Annotated in this window: 18 protein-coding genes and 1 pseudogene; 8 read left to right on the top strand and 11 right to left on the bottom strand. The window is 54.7% G+C overall.

All coding sequences use genetic code 11. The annotated features are described in order from the left end of the window. On the top strand, positions 1-2,009 hold a 2,009-nt coding region (gene dcp / locus GKAS_RS16270), incomplete at its 5' end, for a peptidyl-dipeptidase Dcp (protein ID WP_035895754.1). Positions 2,010-2,664: 655 nt separating this feature from the next. Here the strand turns inward: dcp and mgtS are convergent. Beyond that, positions 2,665-2,760, bottom strand: a complete 96-nt coding sequence (mgtS, locus tag GKAS_RS24895) for a protein MgtS (RefSeq protein WP_147281533.1) — start codon at positions 2,758-2,760, stop codon at positions 2,665-2,667. A gap of 83 nt (positions 2,761-2,843) precedes the next feature. Continuing rightward, complete coding sequence (gene ftrA / locus GKAS_RS16260; protein ID WP_035895752.1) at positions 2,844-3,833, bottom strand: transcriptional regulator FtrA; 990 nt, start codon at positions 3,831-3,833, stop codon at positions 2,844-2,846. A gap of 85 nt (positions 3,834-3,918) precedes the next feature. Between ftrA and GKAS_RS16255 the strand changes: the two genes are divergently transcribed. From GKAS_RS16255 to GKAS_RS16235, 4 genes are all read left to right on the top strand, one after another. Then, complete coding sequence (locus tag GKAS_RS16255) at positions 3,919-4,317, top strand: rhodanese-like domain-containing protein (protein WP_035895751.1); 399 nt, start codon at positions 3,919-3,921, stop codon at positions 4,315-4,317. Positions 4,318-4,572: 255 nt separating this feature from the next. Then, entirely contained in the window at positions 4,573-5,088 is a 516-nt protein-coding gene (locus GKAS_RS16250; protein WP_035895750.1) for a DUF2778 domain-containing protein, read from the top strand. A 500-nt stretch (positions 5,089-5,588) separates the two neighbouring features. Beyond that, positions 5,589-6,074: an Hcp family type VI secretion system effector gene (locus tag GKAS_RS16240; protein WP_035895746.1), complete on the top strand. Its 486-nt coding sequence runs from the start codon at positions 5,589-5,591 to the stop codon at positions 6,072-6,074. Positions 6,075-6,302: 228 nt separating this feature from the next. Then, positions 6,303-7,406 carry a cobalamin-independent methionine synthase II family protein gene (locus GKAS_RS16235; RefSeq protein ID WP_035895744.1) on the top strand — a complete coding sequence of 368 codons (1,104 nt, stop codon included), beginning with the start codon at positions 6,303-6,305 and terminating at the stop codon, positions 7,404-7,406. 87 nt (positions 7,407-7,493) lie between these two features. On the opposite strand, the gene ydeE is transcribed toward GKAS_RS16235, so the two are convergent. Beyond that, positions 7,494-8,684, bottom strand: a complete 1,191-nt coding sequence (ydeE, locus tag GKAS_RS16230) for an efflux MFS transporter YdeE (RefSeq protein ID WP_035895742.1) — start codon at positions 8,682-8,684, stop codon at positions 7,494-7,496. Positions 8,685-8,879: 195 nt separating this feature from the next. Between ydeE and eamA the strand changes: the two genes are divergently transcribed. Further along, a complete protein-coding gene (gene eamA, locus GKAS_RS16225; RefSeq protein WP_035895740.1) occupies positions 8,880-9,782 on the top strand; it encodes an O-acetylserine/cysteine exporter in 903 nt (300 codons plus the stop codon). Positions 9,783-9,820: 38 nt separating this feature from the next. Here eamA and marB read toward each other — a convergent pair whose 3' ends face one another. The 3 genes from marB to marR are packed head-to-tail and all read right to left on the bottom strand — an operon-like array spanning position 9,821 to position 10,902. Then, the gene (gene marB / locus GKAS_RS16220) at positions 9,821-10,033 is read right to left on the bottom strand and encodes a multiple antibiotic resistance protein MarB (protein WP_035895739.1); all 213 of its coding nucleotides are present in this window, start codon (positions 10,031-10,033) and stop codon (positions 9,821-9,823) included. Between the two features lie 30 nt (positions 10,034-10,063). Further along, positions 10,064-10,447, bottom strand: a complete 384-nt coding sequence (gene marA / locus GKAS_RS16215) for an MDR efflux pump AcrAB transcriptional activator MarA (RefSeq protein ID WP_035895737.1) — start codon at positions 10,445-10,447, stop codon at positions 10,064-10,066. Positions 10,448-10,467: 20 nt separating this feature from the next. After that, on the bottom strand, positions 10,468-10,902 hold the full coding sequence (gene marR, locus GKAS_RS16210) for a multiple antibiotic resistance transcriptional regulator MarR (protein WP_035895735.1): 435 nt from the start codon (positions 10,900-10,902) through the stop codon (positions 10,468-10,470). Positions 10,903-11,131: 229 nt separating this feature from the next. Here marR and GKAS_RS16205 point away from each other — a divergent pair, with 229 nt between their 5' ends. After that, positions 11,132-11,800 carry a MarC family NAAT transporter gene (locus GKAS_RS16205; protein WP_035895733.1) on the top strand — a complete coding sequence of 223 codons (669 nt, stop codon included), beginning with the start codon at positions 11,132-11,134 and terminating at the stop codon, positions 11,798-11,800. Positions 11,801-11,848: 48 nt separating this feature from the next. Here the strand turns inward: GKAS_RS16205 and GKAS_RS16200 are convergent, their stop codons facing one another. Continuing rightward, positions 11,849-13,048 carry a sugar transporter gene (locus GKAS_RS16200; protein ID WP_035895732.1) on the bottom strand — a complete coding sequence of 400 codons (1,200 nt, stop codon included), beginning with the start codon at positions 13,046-13,048 and terminating at the stop codon, positions 11,849-11,851. A gap of 202 nt (positions 13,049-13,250) precedes the next feature. On the opposite strand from GKAS_RS16200, the gene GKAS_RS16195 reads away from it, so the two are divergent. Beyond that, complete coding sequence (locus GKAS_RS16195) at positions 13,251-14,039, top strand: PhzF family phenazine biosynthesis protein (RefSeq protein WP_035895730.1); 789 nt, start codon at positions 13,251-13,253, stop codon at positions 14,037-14,039. A gap of 86 nt (positions 14,040-14,125) precedes the next feature. Here the strand turns inward: GKAS_RS16195 and GKAS_RS16190 are convergent, their stop codons facing one another. The 4 genes and pseudogenes from GKAS_RS16190 to GKAS_RS25345 form a co-directional block, all read right to left on the bottom strand. Then, on the bottom strand, positions 14,126-15,559 hold the full coding sequence (locus GKAS_RS16190; RefSeq protein WP_035895728.1) for an aldehyde dehydrogenase: 1,434 nt from the start codon (positions 15,557-15,559) through the stop codon (positions 14,126-14,128). Between the two features lie 132 nt (positions 15,560-15,691). Further along, the gene (locus GKAS_RS16185; protein ID WP_051910781.1) at positions 15,692-17,815 is read right to left on the bottom strand and encodes a virulence factor SrfC family protein; all 2,124 of its coding nucleotides are present in this window, start codon (positions 17,813-17,815) and stop codon (positions 15,692-15,694) included. After that, positions 17,812-20,793 carry a virulence factor SrfB gene (locus tag GKAS_RS16180; RefSeq protein ID WP_035895726.1) on the bottom strand — a complete coding sequence of 994 codons (2,982 nt, stop codon included), beginning with the start codon at positions 20,791-20,793 and terminating at the stop codon, positions 17,812-17,814. Before GKAS_RS16180 ends, GKAS_RS16185 begins: the two co-directional genes overlap by 4 nt. Positions 20,794-20,796: 3 nt before the next feature. Further along, positions 20,797-20,975, bottom strand: a pseudogene (locus GKAS_RS25345) (ssrAB-activated protein); the annotation flags it as partial.

The following is a 20,975-nucleotide window of genomic DNA, read 5'->3' as shown; positions in this document are numbered from 1 at the left end:
TACCTTACCAGGCACCGCAGTTTGATGCGATTAACGACAGCCACTATCGCCCGGCTTTTGATGAAGCGCTCAAGCGCAAGCGTCAGGAGATCGCCGACATTGCCAATAACCCCGCGGCAGCCACCTTCGATAACACATTTGTGGCGCTTGAAAAGAGCGGTGAGATGCTCTCACGCGTGAACGCGGTCTTCTTTGCGATGGCGGCCTCGCATAGCAACGATGAAATACAGCGTCTTGATGAAGCGTTTTCGGCAGAGCTTGCTGGGTTGGCTAACGACATCTACCTGAATGATGCCCTGTTTGCGCGTATTGAAAGTGTGTGGCAGCAGCGTGACTCTCTCGGCCTGGATGCGGAGTCTCAGCGTCTGGTAGAGGTGGTTTATCAACGCTTTATTCAGGCCGGGGCCAAACTTGGCCCGGTGGAAAAAGCAGAGCTGAAAACCCTCAACACGGAAGCGGCAACCCTAAGTAGCCAGTTCCACCAGTGTCTGCTTGGCGCGGCGAAAAATGGCGGCCTGGTGGTAGAAAGTCCGGACGAGCTGCTGGGGTTTAGCGATGATGAAATCGCGGCGGCGGCGAGTGCCGCTGAAGACCGCGGGTTAACCGGGCGTTGGCTTATTCCGCTGGTCAATACCACTCAGCAACCTGCGCTGGCAGCGTTGCAGCGACGCGATACGCGTGAAAAATTGTTTAAAGCGGCCTGGGCGCGTAATCAGCAGGGGGACAACAATGACACCCGCGAAAAACTGCTGAAACTGGTGGCCCTCCGTGCGCGCCAGGCGGCACTGCTCGGTTATGAGGACTATGCCAGCTGGAGCATGGCCGATCAAATGGCGAAAACGCCAAAAGCGGCCTTTGATTTTATGCGTGAGATTGCGCCAGCGGCACGAGCGCGCGCGGAAAGCGAACTTGCTGATATTCAGGCCCTTATCGATAGCAAATCTGCCTCATTTGAGGCGCAAGCGTGGGACTGGTTGTTCTATTCAGAGCAGGTTCGTCGGGATAAATACGCTATCGACGAAGCCCAGATTAAACCCTGGTTTGCCCTTGATCGCGTCCTGATTGACGGTGTTTTCTGGTCCGCAAGCCAGTTGTTCGGTATTCAATTTATCGAACGCTTTGACCTGCCGGTATATCACCCGGATGTCCGCGTCTGGGAGATTTTCGACGCCAATGGCGAGGGGATGGCGCTGTTTTACGGCGACTTCTTCGCCCGAGATAGCAAAAGCGGCGGGGCGTGGATGGACAATTTTGTACCGCAGTCCACTCTGCTGGGAACGCGTCCGGTTATCTATAACGTTTGCAACTATCAGAAGCCCGCCGCCGGTAAAAGCGCGCTGATCTCCTGGGACGATGTGATCACGCTATTCCATGAATTTGGCCATGCGCTGCATGGGCTGTTTGCCAATCAACGTTATGCCACGCTCTCTGGCACCAGCACGCCACGTGATTTTGTTGAGTTTCCTTCGCAAATCAACGAACACTGGGCGAGTCATCCTGACGTCTTTGCTCACTATGCCCGTCACTATGAAACCGGCGAGCCAATGCCAGAGGCGCTGCGTCAGAGTCTGTTCCGCGCCTCAAAATTTAATAAAGGCTACGATATGACGGAATTGTTGAGCGCGGCGCTGCTGGATATGAACTGGCATAGCCTTAACGTCAATGCGCTACCGCAAAATGTTGAACAGTTTGAAGCTGAGGCTTTAATTAAAGAGAAATTGGATCTTGCCGCGACGCCGCCACGCTATCGCAGCAGCTATTTCTCGCATATTTTCGGCGGTGGTTATGCCGCGGGATACTATGCCTATTTATGGACGCAAATGCTGGCAGATGACGGTTACCAATGGTTTGTCGAGCACGGCGGGTTGAATCGTGAAAATGGTCAGCGTTTCCGTGAAGCTATTTTGTCCCGCGGAAACAGTAGCGATTTAGAAACGCTTTATCGTGATTGGCGTGGCCACGATCCGCTTATTGCGGCGATGCTGAAAAACCGTGGCTTAAGTGAATAAACGTCGCTGCTAAATCAATACCTGGCACCGAGCCTGGTGCCAGGCATCATAAAATAGATATAAAAAAAACCCGCACACAGGTCTGGCGGGTCAAGTACGTCAAAATAGAGCATTCTTGCTATCATTCCTGGAGGAAGGACAACGGCGCTATTTTTACGAAATGTTAACAGTTACACAACCTGACATATTCGGTAGGGTGAAAAGGTAAATTGATTATTGTAATGGGGCGAGCACTCTTTACAAATACGTGAGGTTGTTGACGAAACTCACCATTCGGCTTGCTATTATCGCTGTGTAAATCGTTGAGTTAATGGATTTAATTTCGATATTCAGCCCGGAGGCAACCATGAAAACATCCCCGCTCAAAACGCGTCGTGAGTCTATCTGGTCGAATCGACCTGAACATCAGGACCTACAGGAATCCCGCTCTGGCAGACCATGGGCAGGCCGTCAGGCGAGCTGTCGGAGTAAAAAAGCGTGGAAGCAATCAGGGCTGAATAATGTACTTGTCGTTTAGCATTAGTTGAATAAAACGGTGCTAAAGTTATGCCCAGCAACGGTTATCTAATCAGGAAGAGCGGATGACTGTAGAAACAAAAAATCTATCCATGCAAGCATTTATACCGCCAGTATGACTGGCGGTTTTTTTTGGCCGTTAATCATTCCATCTTCCGCTAAAATAGGCAGTCAGGAAACCGGAAAGCAGAATGAGCCCCATTCCAACCAGAAACACTTGCATATTATCCAGCATGATGACCTCCTCTTTAACGATTCTCATCACGAGCACCTACAAGCCTACTGATTTAAACTTAGACTAACGCCACCGTTTGTTAATTAATTATTTGTTGCAGTAAATTTTTTTCTGTATGCCAGCGGGCTTGTTGCAAAATGTTGCTGGAAACGAAAACGCAGATTTTTCGCATTGCCGAAGCCACTGAGTTCTGCCACTTTTTCGACGCTATCACGGCTGTTGGTCAGACGGTACTGGGCATGCTGCAGCCGCTCGTCCAGCAACCAGCGGGCAGGGGTTTTTCCGGTGGCATCCTGAAAGCGCCGCAGAAATGTCCGCTCACTCATGCCCACACGCTTCGCGAGCGAACTTACGCTATGGCTTTCCGCCAGATGCTGATAAAGATAATCAAATAGCATCCCGAGACGCAGGCTTTCACGATCCCTCGCGACCGGTTGTTTTATCTGCTGCTTCTGTGCGCCGTCACGATGCGGCTGAATCACCAGCCGCCGCGCTACCTGATTCGCTGCCTCAAGGCCATAGTCCAACCGCACAACGTGCAGGCAGAGATCGATGCCTGCCGCGCTGCCCGCAGAGGTCAGCACGTTTCCGGCGGCGATATACAGCACATCCTCAACGACATCGATGGCCGGGTAGCGCGTCTGAAGCTGTTCAACGTAGCGCCAGTGGGTAGTGGCGCGTCTGCCATCAAGCAGACCGGCTGCCGCCAGGACAAAAACGCCGGAGCAGATAGAGAGCACCCGACAGCCTCGTTCGTGGGCTTGCCGGAGTGCCAGACAAAGCGTCGGCGAGACCTCGGCATCCATTCCACGCCAGCCGGGAACGACAATGGTGTCAGCTTTCCCCAGAAGGCTTAAATCTCCGTCAGCCATCACCCGCACGCCGCCCGTTGCCCGCAGCTCACCGTTATCAACGGCGGCCACGGAAAAGCGGTACCAGTCATCGCCCATTTCAGGTCTCGGTAAGCCAAAAATTTCTACCGCCACGCCAAATTCAAAGGTGCACAGCCCGTCATAGGCAAGTACAACCACCAACGGGGCGCAGTTTGTCATTTTCTGGCTGTTTTCTGTCATCTCTACGGGCGGTTGTTGCATGGGGTGCCTGTTTATACTCATTCGGTCGTTGCCATAGTGGTAACACAGAACCGGAGAATAAACGATGAGTTACGTGACTGAGTATCCTGCTGCCAGCCCCGCTGATGCCCTGGCGCATTTCCGCCAGCGACTGAGCTTTGAGACCGACTGTGCGGATGTCCATGCGGCAATGCAACAACCTGATGTTGATTTCGTATTGCTGCACGTTGTCGGAAGTGCAGAAGCGTTCGAACGTCGTCACATTCCCGGAGCCATTCACCTGCGTCACGCGGATATTACCGCTGAGCGTATGCAGGCCTGGCCTGAGGATACGCTGTTTGTGGCCTACTGCGCGGGGCCGCACTGCAACGGTGCCGATCAGGCTGCGTGGAAACTGGCCGCGCTTGGGCGCGCGGTGAAAATTATGATTGGCGGCATCACCGGTTGGCAGGATGAAGGATTTGCCTTTCAATCGGGATCATGAACATTTTAAATTTCTCCTGACGGATTTTCACTCCTTCCCTCGAACGTTGTGGTAAATATTCGTCAAAGTTCATGATTTATGCCCCGGAAGAATAGGCATGTTGATATCCGTGGCTAAATACTGAGTGATTCGTTGTTGGGTATTTAGTTGTATTAAATATCCTCCAGAAAATAGAGCTTGAATAAGCACGCATAATCAATTCGCCGTACCAGTGTTCTGTAGAATCATGTTTTTAAAGGAACAGTAGGTGAGTTTATGACTCTGAAAGGGACATTTATTATTAGTGGCGCTGATTATTCTCCGCTTTCTATTTATGGAGTGGGTACGTTTATGGCATTTTCCGGTAATGGCATATACAGGAATAAGGGGGCATGTGCGACGATTTCGGGAAATGGGCCAATTCCTGCGGGTAAATACTGGATTGTTGACCGTCCGGAAGGCGGTGTGAAATCAAGAGTAAATGCGGGTGTCAGGGACATGTATAATCATTTTGCGAGTGGTGCTACGTTCAAGCATTCGGAGTGGTTTGCGTTGTGGCGAGATGATTGGAATATCGATGACTACATGTGGATAGAAAGCGTTAAACGGGGTAATTTCCGCTTGCACCCTGGCGTGCTCTCGGATGGATGCATCACGTTGGCGCATGATTCAGACTTTGCCTTGCTCCGAGATGCGTTGCTAAGAACGACGAAGGTAGACGTCCCCTGTATGAAAAAACTGAAATCTTACGGGACGATAGAGGTGGTTGCCAATGGCACGACATGCCCTTAGCTTATTCATTAAAATAGCATTGTTTATTGTCATTATGGTTGCTGTTATGAAGTGGGTTCCTTATGAAGGGCTGGTTGATTCAATCATGAAACGGTTCGATTACCAGAGCGCTGATAAGGTTACGCACTTTATTTTAGGGGAGCCGGACGCAGAGGTTTGGGAATCACTATCAGAATACTTCAGCGTACTAATAAATACGCTAATTAGTGTTCCTGTTCTGAGCGTGATTACCACTGTTTATATAGGGATCGTGAACGAAACTCATTATGTGAACCTTCTTGTAGTGTGTGTGTCATCAGCATTCCGCAGATTCGCAAAAATATTCGGGTTTACTTTTCTGTTTTGGAGTTTGTTCCGCGTGCTGCCATATGAATCGCTATTTTCTAATAGGATGTATTCAGGATTCGAACTGGTATCAATCGTGATATCTCACTTGCTCTTGACTATTACCTGTTATTGGTTAATCACAAACAAAATCACTTTTAAAAGGAATTAATAATATGCCTATTCCAGCTTACATGTGGCTTAAAGACGATGGCGGTGCTGACATAAAAGGTTCTGTAGATGTACAGAATCGCGAGGGTAGCATCGAAGTCATCGGATTCAGTCACGGACTAAATCTGCCGGTCGATAGTGTTAACGGCACTATAACAGGTAAGCGCAGCCACTCGCCGATGCTGATTGAGAAAGAGTTCGATTCCTCATCTCCTTATCTCTACAAAGCGGTAGCGACTGGACAGAAGCTGAAAAGCGCCGAAATACGTTGGTACCGTATTAATGATGCAGGGCAAGAAGAGTGTTATTTCATCATGACAATCGAGGGTGTGAAGGTTACCGGTGTGAATCCAGGTATGCCAAACGCTAAGATGGCCGGGAATGCGCAGATTAATCACATGGAAGCGGTGTCGCTGATGTATGAGCGTATCACCTGGAAATACTGTGACGGGAATGTGCAGTACACGGACGATTGGAATATTCGCACATGAAAATACCTGTATTAATTATGATTGGCGGTATCACCGGTTGGCAGGATGAAGGATTTGTCTTTCAATCGGGATCATGAAAATTTTTCAATAGTCATGAAGATTTCTCGTTTGCCTGAGTGACGGCCAAATGACACTATCTGGACATATAGCCATCCAGAAGTCTAAATGGTTCAAATAATAAATTATCACTCAGGGCAACGAGTTTGCCTGATGGAGTAAGGAGATCGCATGACACATCAACACGCCCCTTATCGCGCCGACATCGTTGGCAGTTTTTTACGCCCTCTGGCGATTAAAGAAGCCCGCCAGCAGTTAGCTAACGGCGAAATCAACGCGCAGCAGCTTCGTGCCGTAGAGGATGCCGAGATTCGGCGCGTGGTGCAGCATCAGTGCGACTGCGGTCTGCATGTGGTCACCGACGGTGAATTCCGTCGCGCCTGGTGGCACTTTGATTTCTTTGATGGACTACAGGGCGTAGAGCGTTACGACTCCGATAAGGGCATCCAGTTCAACGGGGTACAAACGCGTGCCCACGGCATTCGTGTGACCGGTAAGCTGGGCTTTGGCGAGCACCCCATGCTCGAAGATTTCCGCTTCCTGAAGAGCATCAGCGGTGATGCCACGCCAAAAATGACTATCCCAAGCCCGAGCGTGCTGCATTTCCGCGGTGGTCGTAAAGATATCGATGCCAACGTATACCCGGATCTGGCCGATTACTTTAACGATCTGGCGGACACCTGGCGCGACGCTATCCGCGCATTTTATGATGCAGGCTGTCGCTATCTGCAGTTGGATGACACCGTCTGGGCGTACCTGTGCTCTGACGACCAGCGCCGTCAGGTACGTGAACGCGGTGACGACCCGGATAAGCTGGCGGCTATCTATGCCGACGTGCTTAACTGCGCGCTGGAAGGAAAACCGGACGATCTGATCGTTGGCCTGCACGTGTGTCGCGGTAACTTCCGCTCTACCTGGATTTCTGAAGGCGGCTACGAGCCGGTGGCGGAAATTCTGTTTGGTCGCGTGAATGTTGATGCGTTCTTCCTCGAGTATGACAACGACCGTTCCGGTGATTTTGCGCCGCTGCGCTTTATTCGTCCTGGGCATCAGAAAGCCGTGCTGGGGCTTATCACCACCAAAAACGGTGAACTGGAAAACCCACAGGGTGTGAAAGCGCGCGTAGAAGAAGCATCACAGTATGTCGCGCTGGATCAAATTTGCCTGAGCCCGCAGTGTGGATTTGCCTCGACGGAAGAGGGGAACAGCCTGAGCGAGCAGCAGCAGTGGGATAAAGTGCGTCTTGTGACCGGGATTGCGACTGATATCTGGTAATTCCTGTGCATCCCGGCGGCGCTTCGCTTGGCCGGGCTACAAAACGGGTAGCCCGGGCGAGGCGGAACGCCGACCCCGGGAAATCCTTCACGCAACGCTAACCGTCGCTCCCCAGGAACTGGCCTTAATGCCGCGAATAATCAGCCACCACGCCAGCACGATAACCACCATCATAATAGGGAACAGCGCGTAAGGCGCGAAATGCGTCAGTATCTGCCCGGTCAACAGCGGGTTCAGCGCAGCACCAAGCCAGCCCAGCGCTTGCGCAGAGAAATAGCTGGCCTTCATGCCCGGTGGGGCAATGTTATCAATCAGCATATATTCACCCGGCGCGTAAATAACCTCACCCAGCGTAAAGACCGCCGCTGCCAGCCCCCAGAACAGAAGGTTGCTTCCCGATATCATAAAACCGGCCAGACCCAGCACATAACAGAGCGTGCCGAAGGTCATTAGCGGTTTCAGATTGCTGGCCGTTAAGCGGCGACCGATGGCGTACTGCAACGTCACTACCACCGCGGCGTTAACCGGCAGGATCACCGCCACTACTTTCTCGGCAAAAGTGCTATCGCCAAACGTCAGAACGTACTGCGACATACAGGTGGCGAATGAGCCGCCAACGAACGAGGCCAGCAGGCCGGAAAGGGTAAACCACAGCAGCGCCCGGTCGTGCAACAGCACGGACGGCGACCAGGCCACCGGTGTCTCCGTCATTTCAGCGGAATTGACGCGTACCACGTAGCGCTGGATAAACAGTAGCGGGAACGCAGCGCAAATCGCTGCCAGCCAGAACGGTAGGTTAATGCTGTACATCACCAGCAGCGTGCCAATCGGCGGGCCAATGGTCCAGCCAATATTGAGGAAGGTGTAGTTAAGCGAAAAGATGCGCGCTTTGGTCGTTGCCGTCAGCGTATCGGAGAAATACGCCTTCAGAACGGTTGAGAAAACCGAGTACGAGCAGTTGATCAGCGAGAAAAAGAACACCACCAGCGGCACGTTGTGTACCAACGGGATCGCGACAAAACCGGCGATAAAAAACGTCACGGCTATCAGCATATAGCGCTTCTTATCGAACTTGTCCGCCAGAATGCCGAAGCCAAGGCTGAAGATGACGCCGACTACCAGGGCGATGGACAGCGCATAGCCGATAGCGTCTACCTTCATTGCGTACTGCCGCGTGAGGTAAATAGTCATAAACGGCAGCGTTGCACCGCGCCCGATGGTTAATAGTAACGACGAGGCCAGCAGCGCAATCGTGGATCGTCTGGTTGTTGGTTTCATTTTCCTGCCCGAGAGATGTGGTTGTGTTTTTTTTGTTATCTCTTTCACAAATATCACGCCATAAGAAGCTTGTATAGATAAGTCCGTGTCGGGAAGTGCGATCGCAGCCTGCCAGAAATAATGATCTATTCCTGGGCTGAATTTTTCGTTACTTTGAATGTGTTTACATAAATTTAAAAAAACGGTGGAGCGTGTATGACGCGTAAAGATGGGCTGCTAGCACTGCTGGTAGTGGTGGTATGGGGACTGAATTTTGTGGTTATCAAAGTTGGGCTGCATGGCATGCCGCCGCTGCTGCTGGCGGGACTTCGCTTCCTGTTTGTCGCCTTTCCAGCGCTGTTCTTTGTGCCGCGCCCCCGTGTACCGCTGCCGTTGTTGCTGGGCTATGCGCTGACCATCAGCTTTGGCCAGTTTGCCTTCTTGTTCTGTGCCATTAACTTCGGCATGCCAGCCGGATTAGCGTCACTGGTCCTCCAGGCGCAGGCCTTCTTTACCATCATTCTTGGGGCGTTTGTCTTCGGTGAACGCTTGCAGCGTAAGCAACTGGTGGGGATCTCGCTGGCCGTGTTTGGCGTGCTGGTGCTGATTGAGACCAGTATGACCGGGCAGCACGTGCAGCTATTGGGCTTTATGCTGACGCTAGGCGCCGCGCTTTGTTGGGCGTGCGGCAATATCTTCAACAAAAAGATTATGCTGCACCCGTCGAAAACCGGCGTGATGTCGCTGGTGGTATGGAGCGCGCTGATTCCGATAGGGCCGTTTATGCTGAGCTCATGGGTGTTCGAAGACCCACACCTGATGGCGCAAAGCCTCATTCATATTAATCTCACCACCGTGCTGTCGCTGGCCTACCTCTCTTTTGTTGCGAGTATCATTGGCTATGGGATATGGGGCTCACTGCTGGGGCGTTATGAAACCTGGCGCGTGGCACCGCTGTCGTTGCTGGTACCGGTGGTTGGGCTGGCTAGTGCAGCGCTGCTGCTGGATGAGACGCTGACGGCCATGCAATTGGTGGGCGCACTGCTGATTATGGCCGGGCTGTTGATTAACGTCTTTGGTCTGAAGATCCCGGGATTTCGCCGAGTGGTGAAGGGATAGGGCAATAAAAAAGCCCCGCCGGAGCGGGGCAACAGCGTTTAGCGATTGTTATCGTTGTAATACGGTACGCCCAGTTCATCTGATTTATCGCTACCGGCGGCCATATGATTAAAATCAAACGGCGACTGGTTGCTGGCAGAAGGCATCAGCATGGTTTGATGGGCGTTATTTTGTGCCGGTAGTTGTTCCGCATAGCTTACGCTTGCGGCCATCGTCAGGGTGACGAGAGCAACGGCAGCGAACAGTTTCATTCTTTCCTCGATACGTCTTATTGCAGGCGATTAGCAGACACAGTGATTAATGGGGAACAGGTAGCGAGAGTCTTCACGCATATTCGTTACGCGATACTTGTGCGGTGGCACATCAAAGTAGTTTTTAAACGTTCGCGTCAGCGTCTGCTGCGATTCAAAACCGTAACGTTCGGCCAGATAGAGAATGGGCTCATTGCCTTCTTTTAACTTCTGGGCGATTTCCGTCAGCTTACGGGTGCGAATGTACTGACCTAATGAATGACCGGTCTCTTTTTTGAACATCCGCTGCAGGTGCCATTTTGAGTAACCAGAACGCTCTGACACTTTTTCCAGTGACAGCGGTGATTCCAGGTTATCCTCGATCCAGTCCAAAATGCTATGAATAGTAATAGCGTCAGTGTTACGTCTGGACATCGTCTTACCTCTTCTTCTGTTTACGGCAATATTTTTTTAAGGAGAAGTTCGAGCGTCGCAACTTCATTTGCCGTTAAGTTTTTTGTTAATTCCTGGTGCAGGTTTTGCCCAACGAGCTGGTGGCATTGTTCACAAATAGTGGCGCCTTCTGGCGTCAGTTGAATCAATACACCCCGCTTGTCGTTTGGATTAGGTAACCGGGCTATCCAGCCCCGACACAGCAAACGATCAAGCATGCGAGTGAGCGCGCCCAGATCCACCGACAGGGTCTTTTTCAACTCCACGGGGGTGATACTGCCTTTGCAGCGAATAGAGCAAAGCACTCTGAACTGCGAAGCGGTAATGTCTTCTGGCGATAAATGCTCGTTGAGTAAGCGATCTTTTTTCTGGTTAACCATGTGAATCAGATGCCCAAGTGGAATCATTTCATTGAAGAGATCGCTTGTGCTGTTCACAGTGGTTGCCCTGGCAAGTACTTTAGTTGCGGTGGATATTATTTCTCATGCAACCATAAGTCAACTGAATGAATGGGACGATGCCACGAATTGCTAAAACGGTTCAGACAGCCATAAATAGGATATCCTGTACTTAGCCTTCCCGAAGCCAGATATGCTGCGCTGGTGGGGAATGGCCTGGTGTACAGCATGTATTTTTTCGTCAAACAGACAGGATTTTGAGACGTTTATGAAGGAACTTATTCAGGCAATTGGGCTTGGGCTGGTGGTATTACTGCCGCTGGCAAACCCTTTAACGACCGTAGCGCTGTTCCTCGGGCTCTCGGGTAATATGAACAGTGCAGAGCGCAACCGGCAGTCGCTGATGGCCTCGGTGTACGTCTTCGCGATTATGATGGTGGCCTATTATGCGGGCCAGGTGGTGATGAATACATTCGGGATATCAATACCTGGGCTGCGTATCGCCGGGGGCCTGATTGTGGCCTTTATTGGTTTCCGCATGCTGTTCCCGCAGCAGAAAGCGCATGACTCGCCGGAGGCGCGCAGCAAATCAGAAGAGCTGGAGGATGAGCCGACCGCGAATATTGCATTTGTGCCGCTCGCCATGCCAAGCACCGCAGGCCCAGGAACGATTGCCATGATCATCAGTTCCGCCTCGACGGTAAAACATGGCGCCAACTTCCCGGATTGGGTGATTCTGGTAGCACCGCCGATTATCTTTGCGCTGGTGGGGGTCATTCTGTGGGGATGTTTACGCAGTTCAGGGGCGATTATGCGTCTGGTCGGGAAAGGGGGCATTGAAGCCATTTCCCGTCTGATGGGCTTCCTGCTGGTGTGTATGGGCGTGCAGTTTATTATTAACGGCGTGCTGGAGATTATTACGACGTATCACGCGTAAGGTTTCCCCGACCGGGCTACGTTCAGCGTTGTAGCCCGGCCGAGCGCATCAATGCTGATGCGCCTGTTCCTCTAACGATGCCGCAGGCCAGCGGCGGAAAATCACTACCGACCAGATAAGCGCCGCGAGCGCCGGTACGGCGCCCACATAGCCAATCGACGACATCGACAAATGGGTACTGATTTGGCTTCCAAGCAGCGCACCTGCGCCAATCCCAAGATTAAAAATCCCGGAAAATAGCGACATCGCCACGTCGGTAGCATCCGGTGCCAGCGCCAGCACTTTCACCTGCATACCGAGACCGATAACCATAATGGCGATGCCCCAGAAGATGCTTAACACTGCCAGGTGCGCCGCATCCTGCGCCGCGGGAAGCAACAACAGCAGACAGGCAAGCAGCAAGCCAATTGCGCTGCTGATTAACCCCGATGCGTGCAGATTGCCCAGTTTGCCAAAAATCACGCTGCCAATAATCCCCGCACCGCCAAGCACCAGCAGCAGAATGGTCGCAAAGTTGCCGCTCAGCCCGGCGACGGTCTGCACAAACGGTTCAATATAGCTGTAGGCGGTGTAATGCGCGGTCACCACCACCACGGTAAGCAGATAGATGCTCACCAGCGCCGGGCGACGGAACAGCAACGGCAGGCTTTTCAGTGAACCGGAGTGTTCGCTTGGCAGGCGCGGCAGCAGTTTAATCAGCGCCAGCATGGTTATCAACGCACCCACGCCAATGGCAAAGAAGGTGGTTCGCCAACCGAAGTACTGGCCCACGATACGGCCAAGCGGGATCCCAAATACCATCGCCAGCGCCGTACCGGTTGCCAGCAGGCTCAGCGCCTGAGCGCGTTTACCGGCGGGAGCCATGCGAATGGCTAACGAGGCGGTAATTGACCAGAACACCGCGTGGGCAAAGGCAATACCGATACGGCTGATAACCAGCACGGTAAAGTTCCACGCAAGGAACGACAGCACGTGGCTGGCAATGAATAAGACAAACAGCCCAATCAATAGCTTACGGCGTTCAATCTGGCTGGTGAGCAGCATAAAAGGCAGTGACATCAGCGCCACGACCCAGGCGTAGATGGTCAGCATAATGCCCACCTGCGCCGTTTCCATACCGAAGCTGCTGGCTATATCAGACAGCAGGCCAACCGGCACAAATTCGGTGGTATTGAAGATAAAAGCAGCGATAGCCAGCGTGACTACCCGAAGCCACGCGATCCGACGAGAGACCGTGTTTGTTGTCATAAAAATGCACCGGGAGCGTTAGAAAAAAGAAGAGACGTACGATCTTAAAGCGAATAATGCGGCAAATACAATCGTTTTGTGACATACCTCTCATTATTATATTTATGTGACGTTGTCACTTTTTTTGCAAAAACAAAGAGACTTGTCGATGTTAATTTTTTGTGTCAGTTTGCTATGACGCACTGATGATGAGGGAATACGCATGCACGAGATTGATTTTTATATGGTTGATGCCTTCAGCGACCGGGCTTTTGGCGGCAACGCGGCGGCGGTCTGCCTGCTGGATGACTGGCTACCCGATGAAACGCTATTGAGAATGGCCCAGCAACATAATCAATCGGAAACGGCGTTTATCGTGAAACAACGCAGCGGTTTCTCCCTGCGCTGGTTTACGACCCAAAATGAAGTCAATCTTTGTGGTCATGCCACGCTTGCTAGCGCGCATGTTGTCTTTCAGCACCTTCACTATCCAGATGAGCGCGTTCACTTCGAGACGCTCTCCGGGCGCCTAACCGTCTCTCGACGCGAAGCAAGGCTGACGCTGGATTTCCCAGCCTGCCCAACCCACGACGCCGTGCCGCCAGCAGACATGCTGCAAGCGCTTGGCCTGAGCCACTATGTGAATGCACGCAAAGGTCGTGCTTGGGTTATTGAGCTTGAGAGCCGCCAGCAAGTTGAAGCGCTGAAACCGAATATCAGCGCGATGATCCCTGGCGAACATAAGGTCTCCGTGACGGCACCAGGCGACGGTGAATACGATTTTGTCAGCCGATTTTTCTCTCCGGGAGAAGCTGTGTGGGAAGATCCTGTCACCGGTTCTGCGCATACCATGCTAATCCCATACTGGGGTGAAAAATTGGCTAAAACGCAGATGTTGGCGCGGCAGGTTTCTGCGCGGGGCGGTGATATCCGCTGTGAATGGGTGGGAGAGCGAGTGTTGATGAGCGGCGTCGCGCGAACCTATTTACAGGGCAAAGTGTTGCTGGATTAGCGTAGGCTGCCGGCCAATAAACCGCGTGACACGGTTTATTGGCTTTGCGAAAGGGCGAGTGGCATGTCACGAACGCTAAAAATTCACTAGAACGGCAGCTTTCGCGGCTGCGTCTGCATTGTCACCCAGCGCAGTTCCGTAAATTCATGTATCCCCGCTCGACCACCAAAGCGTCCGTATCCAGAATCTTTGGTGCCGCCAAACGGCATTTGGGCTTCATCGTGTACCGTAGGGCCATTGATGTGACAGATTCCGGTTTGTAAAGCCTGCGCCACGTTCCACGCGCGGGCGGTATCCCGACTGTAGACGGCGGATGAAAGCCCGTAGGCGCTGTCATTGGCTATTCGCACGGCATCCTGTTGGTCATTCGCGCGTATAACGGCTTTCACCGGACCGAATGACTCCTCGTGCCAGATACGCATAGCCGGTGTGACGCCATCCAGCAGCGTGGCGGACATGAATGTTGACTCCGCTTTCCCACCGGTCAATAGCGTCGCACCCTGGGCCAGCGCGTCATCAATCAGCGCATTACAGCGCTCCACGGTTTTGTTATCCACTACCGAACCCAGTACGCCATTCGGCAGCGCATTGACCCGTTTAACGAGCGCCTGAATAAACGGTTCGGCAACCGCCTGCTCAACGATAATGCGCTCGGTCGACATACAGATCTGCCCAGCGTTAGCAAAGGCTCCGAAGGTCGCGCCAGCGGCGGCCTGGTCGATATCCGCGTCATCCAGCACCAGCAACGGCGCTTTTCCGCCGAGTTCAAGCACCACCGGCTTAAGGTATTTAGCACAGGTCTGGGCAATGATTCGCCCAACCGGCGTAGAGCCGGTGAAGTTAATCCGCCGTACGCCGGGGTGGGCAATTAAGGTCTCAACCAGCGCGGGAGCATCCTGCGGCGCACAGGTAAGATAGTTCACCACGCCTGCCGGGAAGCCCGCCGCTGCCAGCGAGGCAATAATCAACCCTTGTGTCGCCGGTGAAAGTTCGGAGCCTTTAAGGATCACCGTATTGCCGCAGGCAAGCGGCGTGGCGATAGCGCGTACTGCCAGAATAATCGGCGCATTCCACGGTGCCATACCGAGCACGACGCCCGCGCCCTGACGGGTGGCCATCGCCAGATTACCGGGAATATTTGACGGGATCACCTGACCGTCAATCTGCGTGGTCAGCGCCGCGGCTTCGCGCAGAATATCAGCCCCGAGGTGCACATTGAACCCCGCCCAGTGCGGCGTAGCGCCGGTTTCGGCGTTCATGGTAGCGACAAACTGCTCGCTGCGTTTTTCCAACTCATCCGCGGCGGCCAGCAGCAGACGGCGACGCTCACCTGGCGACGTATCGCGCCACTGTGGAAACGCGGCGGCGGCGGCATCGGCGGTGCGGGTGGCATCTTTCAGCGTGGCGGCAGGCGCAATGCTCGCCGTCTCTTGGGTGACCGGATTCTGGCGTGTGAAGGTGGCGGCGTTTTGCGCGGCGCAGGCTTCGCCGTGAATAAATAGGGTACAGGTGATGGTCATGGTGGCCTCTTATCGACTCGGGTTATTTATCGAGTGTAAAGAGGCTCCCGCGGGTTGAATATCCGTGATGCGGATTTCGCACATTTTTTTTCAGCTTTTGAAAGCGGTTCACATCCTTGTGCCGCCGAGGGTTTACCGGAGAATCGTTTGTAGCGTTTGCTGCGCGCCACGGTTTAATGCCAGCGGGTTAATGGCTTCACCTGGTTCGGTGCTGCGCGCATAAAGCGCAACCAGCCAATCATAAACGTAGCGCGTTGCGGCATGTACCGGCTGCTCACCTAGCTGGGTAAGACGCACACGGGATGGCGCGGCGGGCAGGGCGAAAATGGCCTCACCTTTGGCGATGCGGCTTGCCGGGCGTTGCGACACCGGTTGCTCTGCGTAGCCCAGCCAGTTAATGAAGTTGCCGATAATGGCCCGAAGCTGTGCGGCACCGGCCTGCTGTTCGGCGCTGGCGCGTCGCAGCTGCTGCGCCAGCGCTAGACGCTGGCTTGCAACGAGAAGCGATAAGGCGAGCTGCTGCTGCGAATCGGCGCTGAGCAGGGCATGTGGCTGACGGCTCCATTGACGTAAATGTTTACACCACAGCGCGTAGGCCTGCGAGCCATGATCCTGATGAACCAGCGTATTTTCCATCACCGATTCTGGTGCGGCGAACAGGTCTACCGCATCATTAAACAGGCCGCTGACTTTCTCTTCGCGCTGCTGCTGAACCTGGCAAAGGGCATCGAATGCCGCAAGTTCAGGCAGTAGGCTTTCCAGCAGCTCACCATGGCGTGCGGCGTGCGTCTGTAGTTCGCGGATCATCGCTTCGACTTTTGCGGTGTCTGGCTGCGCCGGAGCCAGCAGCGGCTGGCACAGCGTGCGTAACTGTTGCTGACGGGCAGTCGCCATCGCGGCGAAACGACGCTGGCGTAATTCTGACTGTGAGGCCTGAGACAGCCACTCAATCAGGCGCTGTAGGCTACTGTGATCGAGCGCTTGCAGGGTTCCCCAATGCTGACCGGGTTTGCCCACCAACTGTTGGATCGCTTCATCGAAATGACGTTTATGCACGAAGCGGTCGTCTTCCGGCGTAATGGCCCACACCAGACCCGGCAGTTTATTCTCCTGCACGGGTTGAGTTTCGGTTACCCAACGCAGCAGCGTTTTTGCGGTGTCCGGAATCGCCGTTCGCTGGGCGGTGGCGTTACAGGTGAGCAGAATGTCCGGCTGCTGTTGCTGGCGGTAGTAATCCAGCAACCAGCGGCATTTGCAGGCCCATAGCGGAGACGCTTCATCCCGTGGCGGTACGGGAATATCGATAATATCGACGTTATCCAGCACGCCGTGTTCGGTGCTGAGCACCAGTTCCAGCGTAAGCTGCGCCAGCGTCGTGACCGGCACGCTGACGGCGTTCTGGTAGCCGTCGTGGGTTAAGGGATGCACCAGAACGGCATCGTCGGTTTCGCCACCCGGCGTTAAGAAAGCATCCATCGGTAGGGCGAAAGCATCTACCAGCAGACTCAGCGGCGCCATTACTTCCCGGCGGTTGCCCAACTGATGCAGCGTATGGGCAAGCGTTAACCACTGCTGGGTCAGCTCCTGTTGTTCACCCCACAGCAACGACCAGGCGCGAGCGCGAGCGCTGAGATCCAACGACGGCAGCAGGTGAGCAAACTGATACCACAGCGCATCATCAATCTGCTGATAGGCCGTTGGCAGCGTGTCGCGCCAGAAACGGCTGATGGTGGCAATGTCCGTCGCCGTCAGACCTGGAACCGGCTGCGGCTGGCGTAAACTTTGCCAGCCGCGCAGGCGTTGGGCGATAACGCTGCTGTCCGGAGGACGGACATCGCCGCGCTGCCAGGCGTGGGTGATAAATAGTTGAACCAGCTCCGCTTCGCTAATCAGTTTTAGGCGCAGCGGGAAGGCATCGTCCGGCGTGGACTGATCTCGGCTAAAGCGCAGCGCCATTTGCGTCAGGCTATGGCCCGGATTGATGTGGCTGAAGTAGTCGAGCGTTTTGCTACCGCTTTGCACCGTCAAGCGACCTTCGCCGCTGCCGCATAGCGCACGGAGCAGATGCGCTTTAGACGGCTGTGAATGGCCGAACAGCGCGATACTGGCGCGGCGCGCTATCGCCTGTTGGTGCGTTTGCTGCTGCGCGTCAAGGGCCAGCAGCCGAATAAGCAGGGCATCTGCATCATCATCCAGCGCCGGGTGCGCGTGTCGCTCGGTGGCGAGCCAGTCCATTACTGCGTGTACGGTGGTCATTTCAGGAATACGCTCCCGCTATCAATCCAGTAGTGGCTGCCGCTATGACGGCGGTCGGCCAACGTATTTAGCTTCAGGGTCAGCGCATCCGGTGAGACCGGCGTGCCGTCCTGCAACCACGCATCGCTGAGCACGAATGCCTGCGGCGCTTCGCTTTTGCTCCCGCCCTGAAGTTTCAGTCGTACCTGCAGTACGCCGTCACCGGCAATGGCGCGGGCCAGTTCCGGCGAGTTGATACTCAGGGTGTAGAGCGGCGTGGCTGGCCAGCGGGTATTCGCCAACTGACGGAAGCCGAGGGTGACGTTGCCGCGCAGCGGAAAGTGCAGACGGGCGTCGAGCTTCGCGCCGGGCTTATCGAGGTCGAGATCCTGATACCAGATATTCTCATCGCGCAGCGTATTGACGGTTTTATCCAGTACGCCCAGATAGCGCACGGTGGAATAGGCGCCGATATCTGCCGCTTTAAAGTTAAAGTGCGGCAGGCGAAGATCCAGCGCCAGGCTGCACAGCATCGCGCCGACGGCGGCGGTGGATTTGGGGTTGCCAATACGCCCTTGCTGGCTGAACGGATACCACTCGTGAACGTGGTATTTATCCAGCCAGACCATGCGGTTAACCGGTACCGGCTGGAGGTAGCGAATCAGCGCCTGGACGCCGGGCAGGCAGCCAGGACGCCCGGTCACCAGCAGCACGTCGCAGCGGTAATGGGAAATGGCCTCACACAGTGCGTGTAGCGGACCCGCAAGGGTAAATTCGCCTGCCAGCATGGCTGACTGGAGGGTGCTGAAGGTGACTTCCAATGGTACGGCAAGCAGGTCAAACGGCGCGCTTCCGGCGGGCAGGGCATGTTCGATGGCCTGCCCGACATAGTTCATGACGTTACGGGTTGGCGTTTGCGTCAGTAATTCACCAAAGGTGGCATGCAGCCCGGCCAGCGGGTCCTGTACATCGCTCTGCTCCCACGCCGCGAGAATCGCGTGGCCTATCGGCATAAACAGTTGCAAGGTGGTCTGCTGGCGCAGCACTGCCTGCGTGTCTAAGCGACCTGAATCGCCAAACAGCGTTGCCATCAGCGCCTGGGCATCGGCGACGCCCGATTTTTGCAGCTGGGTTTGCAGGGCGGGCAGGACGCAACGCTGAATAATATCCAGCAGCACATCATCACCGGCAATTTTGAACCCTTCGCGGAACAGCAGCTGCGGGGTGATTTTGACGTTGCCGCCGATACCGTCATCTAACTGGTACTCGGCGATGGCCATATCGGTGGTGCCGCCACCGAGATCCAGTGAGGCAACGCGCAGCGTACGGCCAGCCGTTTCACCGGCTTCGGGTTGGCGGTCCGGGCGGGCCATCGCGGTGAAGAGCGCTTCGGTTTGTCCGGCAAAATGGGAAATGGCTTCGTTGTACAACCACACCAGTTGGCCGCAGCTGGCTTCATCCCATTCCATATGAATTTTCGGAATCGGCACGACGCTCTTTTCCTGCAGGCGAACGTTAGCAAAATCGTCGTCCTGCGGGTGCCAGCCCATGGCTTTCCATACCAGCGCAATGGCTTCGAACATGCGGCGACGGAAAATCTCGCGCTCCTGCTTCGGCATCGCCGACGGCAGGGTGAGGATAAGCGTACGTAGCTGGCGTGGCGAGGCCGGGAAGCCCAGACGCAGACGGGTAGCCACGCTGTTAATTTGCCCCAGCGCCTGCGCCAGTAGCTCGCAGAGCATGTGGGTCATCAGGGTACTGCGGCTATACTGCGGCGAGAAGACCGGCATACGCTCGTCCGGCGGCAGGGTAAACAGCGGCTGGCCCTCATCATTCATCAGGTTCATCAGCGGGAAGGCGGTCGCCAGCGGTTCGCGCTGGGTTTTGCCGTTCATCTGGCTAAAACGCCAGTCCTGAACCGTTGGGGTTTCATCCCACAGGTAGCGGCGCGGGCTGGAGATGCCGCTGTAGCCTTCGGTGCCGGAGCGCTGCATCGCCAGCTTGCGGGCTTCATCGCCCACACGCACCAGAGATGGCCAGATAAAGGCGTCTTCGCGCCCGCTTTCGACCGAGAAGTGCTGCTTGCCAAAGCGGGATTCTGAGAACTCGACCCGGCTGGTAAACAGCGGTTCGTTCAGATATTGCGGCTCGCTTAGCGAGCGCACCTGCAACTCGGCGGTCTGACGCAGGCCGTCGTTGGCATCACCGTGATCTTCGATGATCACGCCGCAGGTGTGGGTGTTCCCCACGTCCAGAATTAAATCCACCGGGATAGCTGGCGTGCTGAGGGTGGCGGTGACCATTTTAATTTCCGGCACCGTCAGCTGTTCGCCGAGCAGCGCAAGGATGTTCATCCAATGGCCCTGATATTCAAAGCTGCGCAGCGCCTGGGCAATATCACGTTCGCTTCGGGCTTCATGAGCGGTAGTGGTCTGCTGGAACACTTCGCGCAGCCAGCCGTCAATCCAGGTCTGATCGAGGAAGTCGGCAATTTCATTATCGCGCCAGGCCAGCGCAAAACGGGTGCCGTTCAGCAGATCGCCAGCGACCGGGGAGAGCGACATCGAATCGTCTGCGCTTATCTGGCTGTCAAACGCCAGCGTTACGCGATGAGTGTTGCCCGCGCTGTCTGGTTCTGCGAGCTTTCTTATCTGCACGCGAGCCCAGTTATCCGGCCCTTCAACGAAGGTCCGCGGCGGGTTAAAGCGCAGGAACGGCAGCGGTAGCCAGACGCCGTCGAGCAGCGTCAGCGAGTGGTGCAGGGCAAGCGTGGATTCGGGCTTAACTACTTCAGGCGCGCGACCGGGCTCACCCGGCAGCGTATAGCGCTGATTGACCACGTCATAATCAAGGCACAACAGGGGGCCGTTGGCGGTTTTGCGCACGAAGCGCCCGTGCTGCAACGACTCTTGTGGACTCAGGCCGAAATCCAGGAACTGTACGCCGCTGTTGGCAATCAGCGTAACGCTCTGTTTGTAATCGCAAAGGGTGACCAACATGGCTTAGGCTCCCGTCTTTTTAAAGGTCAACGGCACAACGGTTTTAGCATCAAACCGTGCGGTACAGACGGCGACGTTGCTGTTGCCAGGCTTGCAGCTAATTTCCGGCAGCGGATAGCGTGCGCCGTCGCTGCACTGCGCGTTACCGCGGCTCTTTATCATCAGCTCGCCGTTTTGATGCA

The organism is Kluyvera ascorbata ATCC 33433 (assembly GCF_000735365.1).
In the GTDB taxonomy this organism is placed as follows: Bacteria; Pseudomonadota; Gammaproteobacteria; order Enterobacterales; family Enterobacteriaceae; genus Kluyvera; species Kluyvera ascorbata.
The sequence above is the reverse complement of the archived record's forward strand: the minus strand, read 5'-3'. Positions and strand labels throughout refer to the sequence as shown.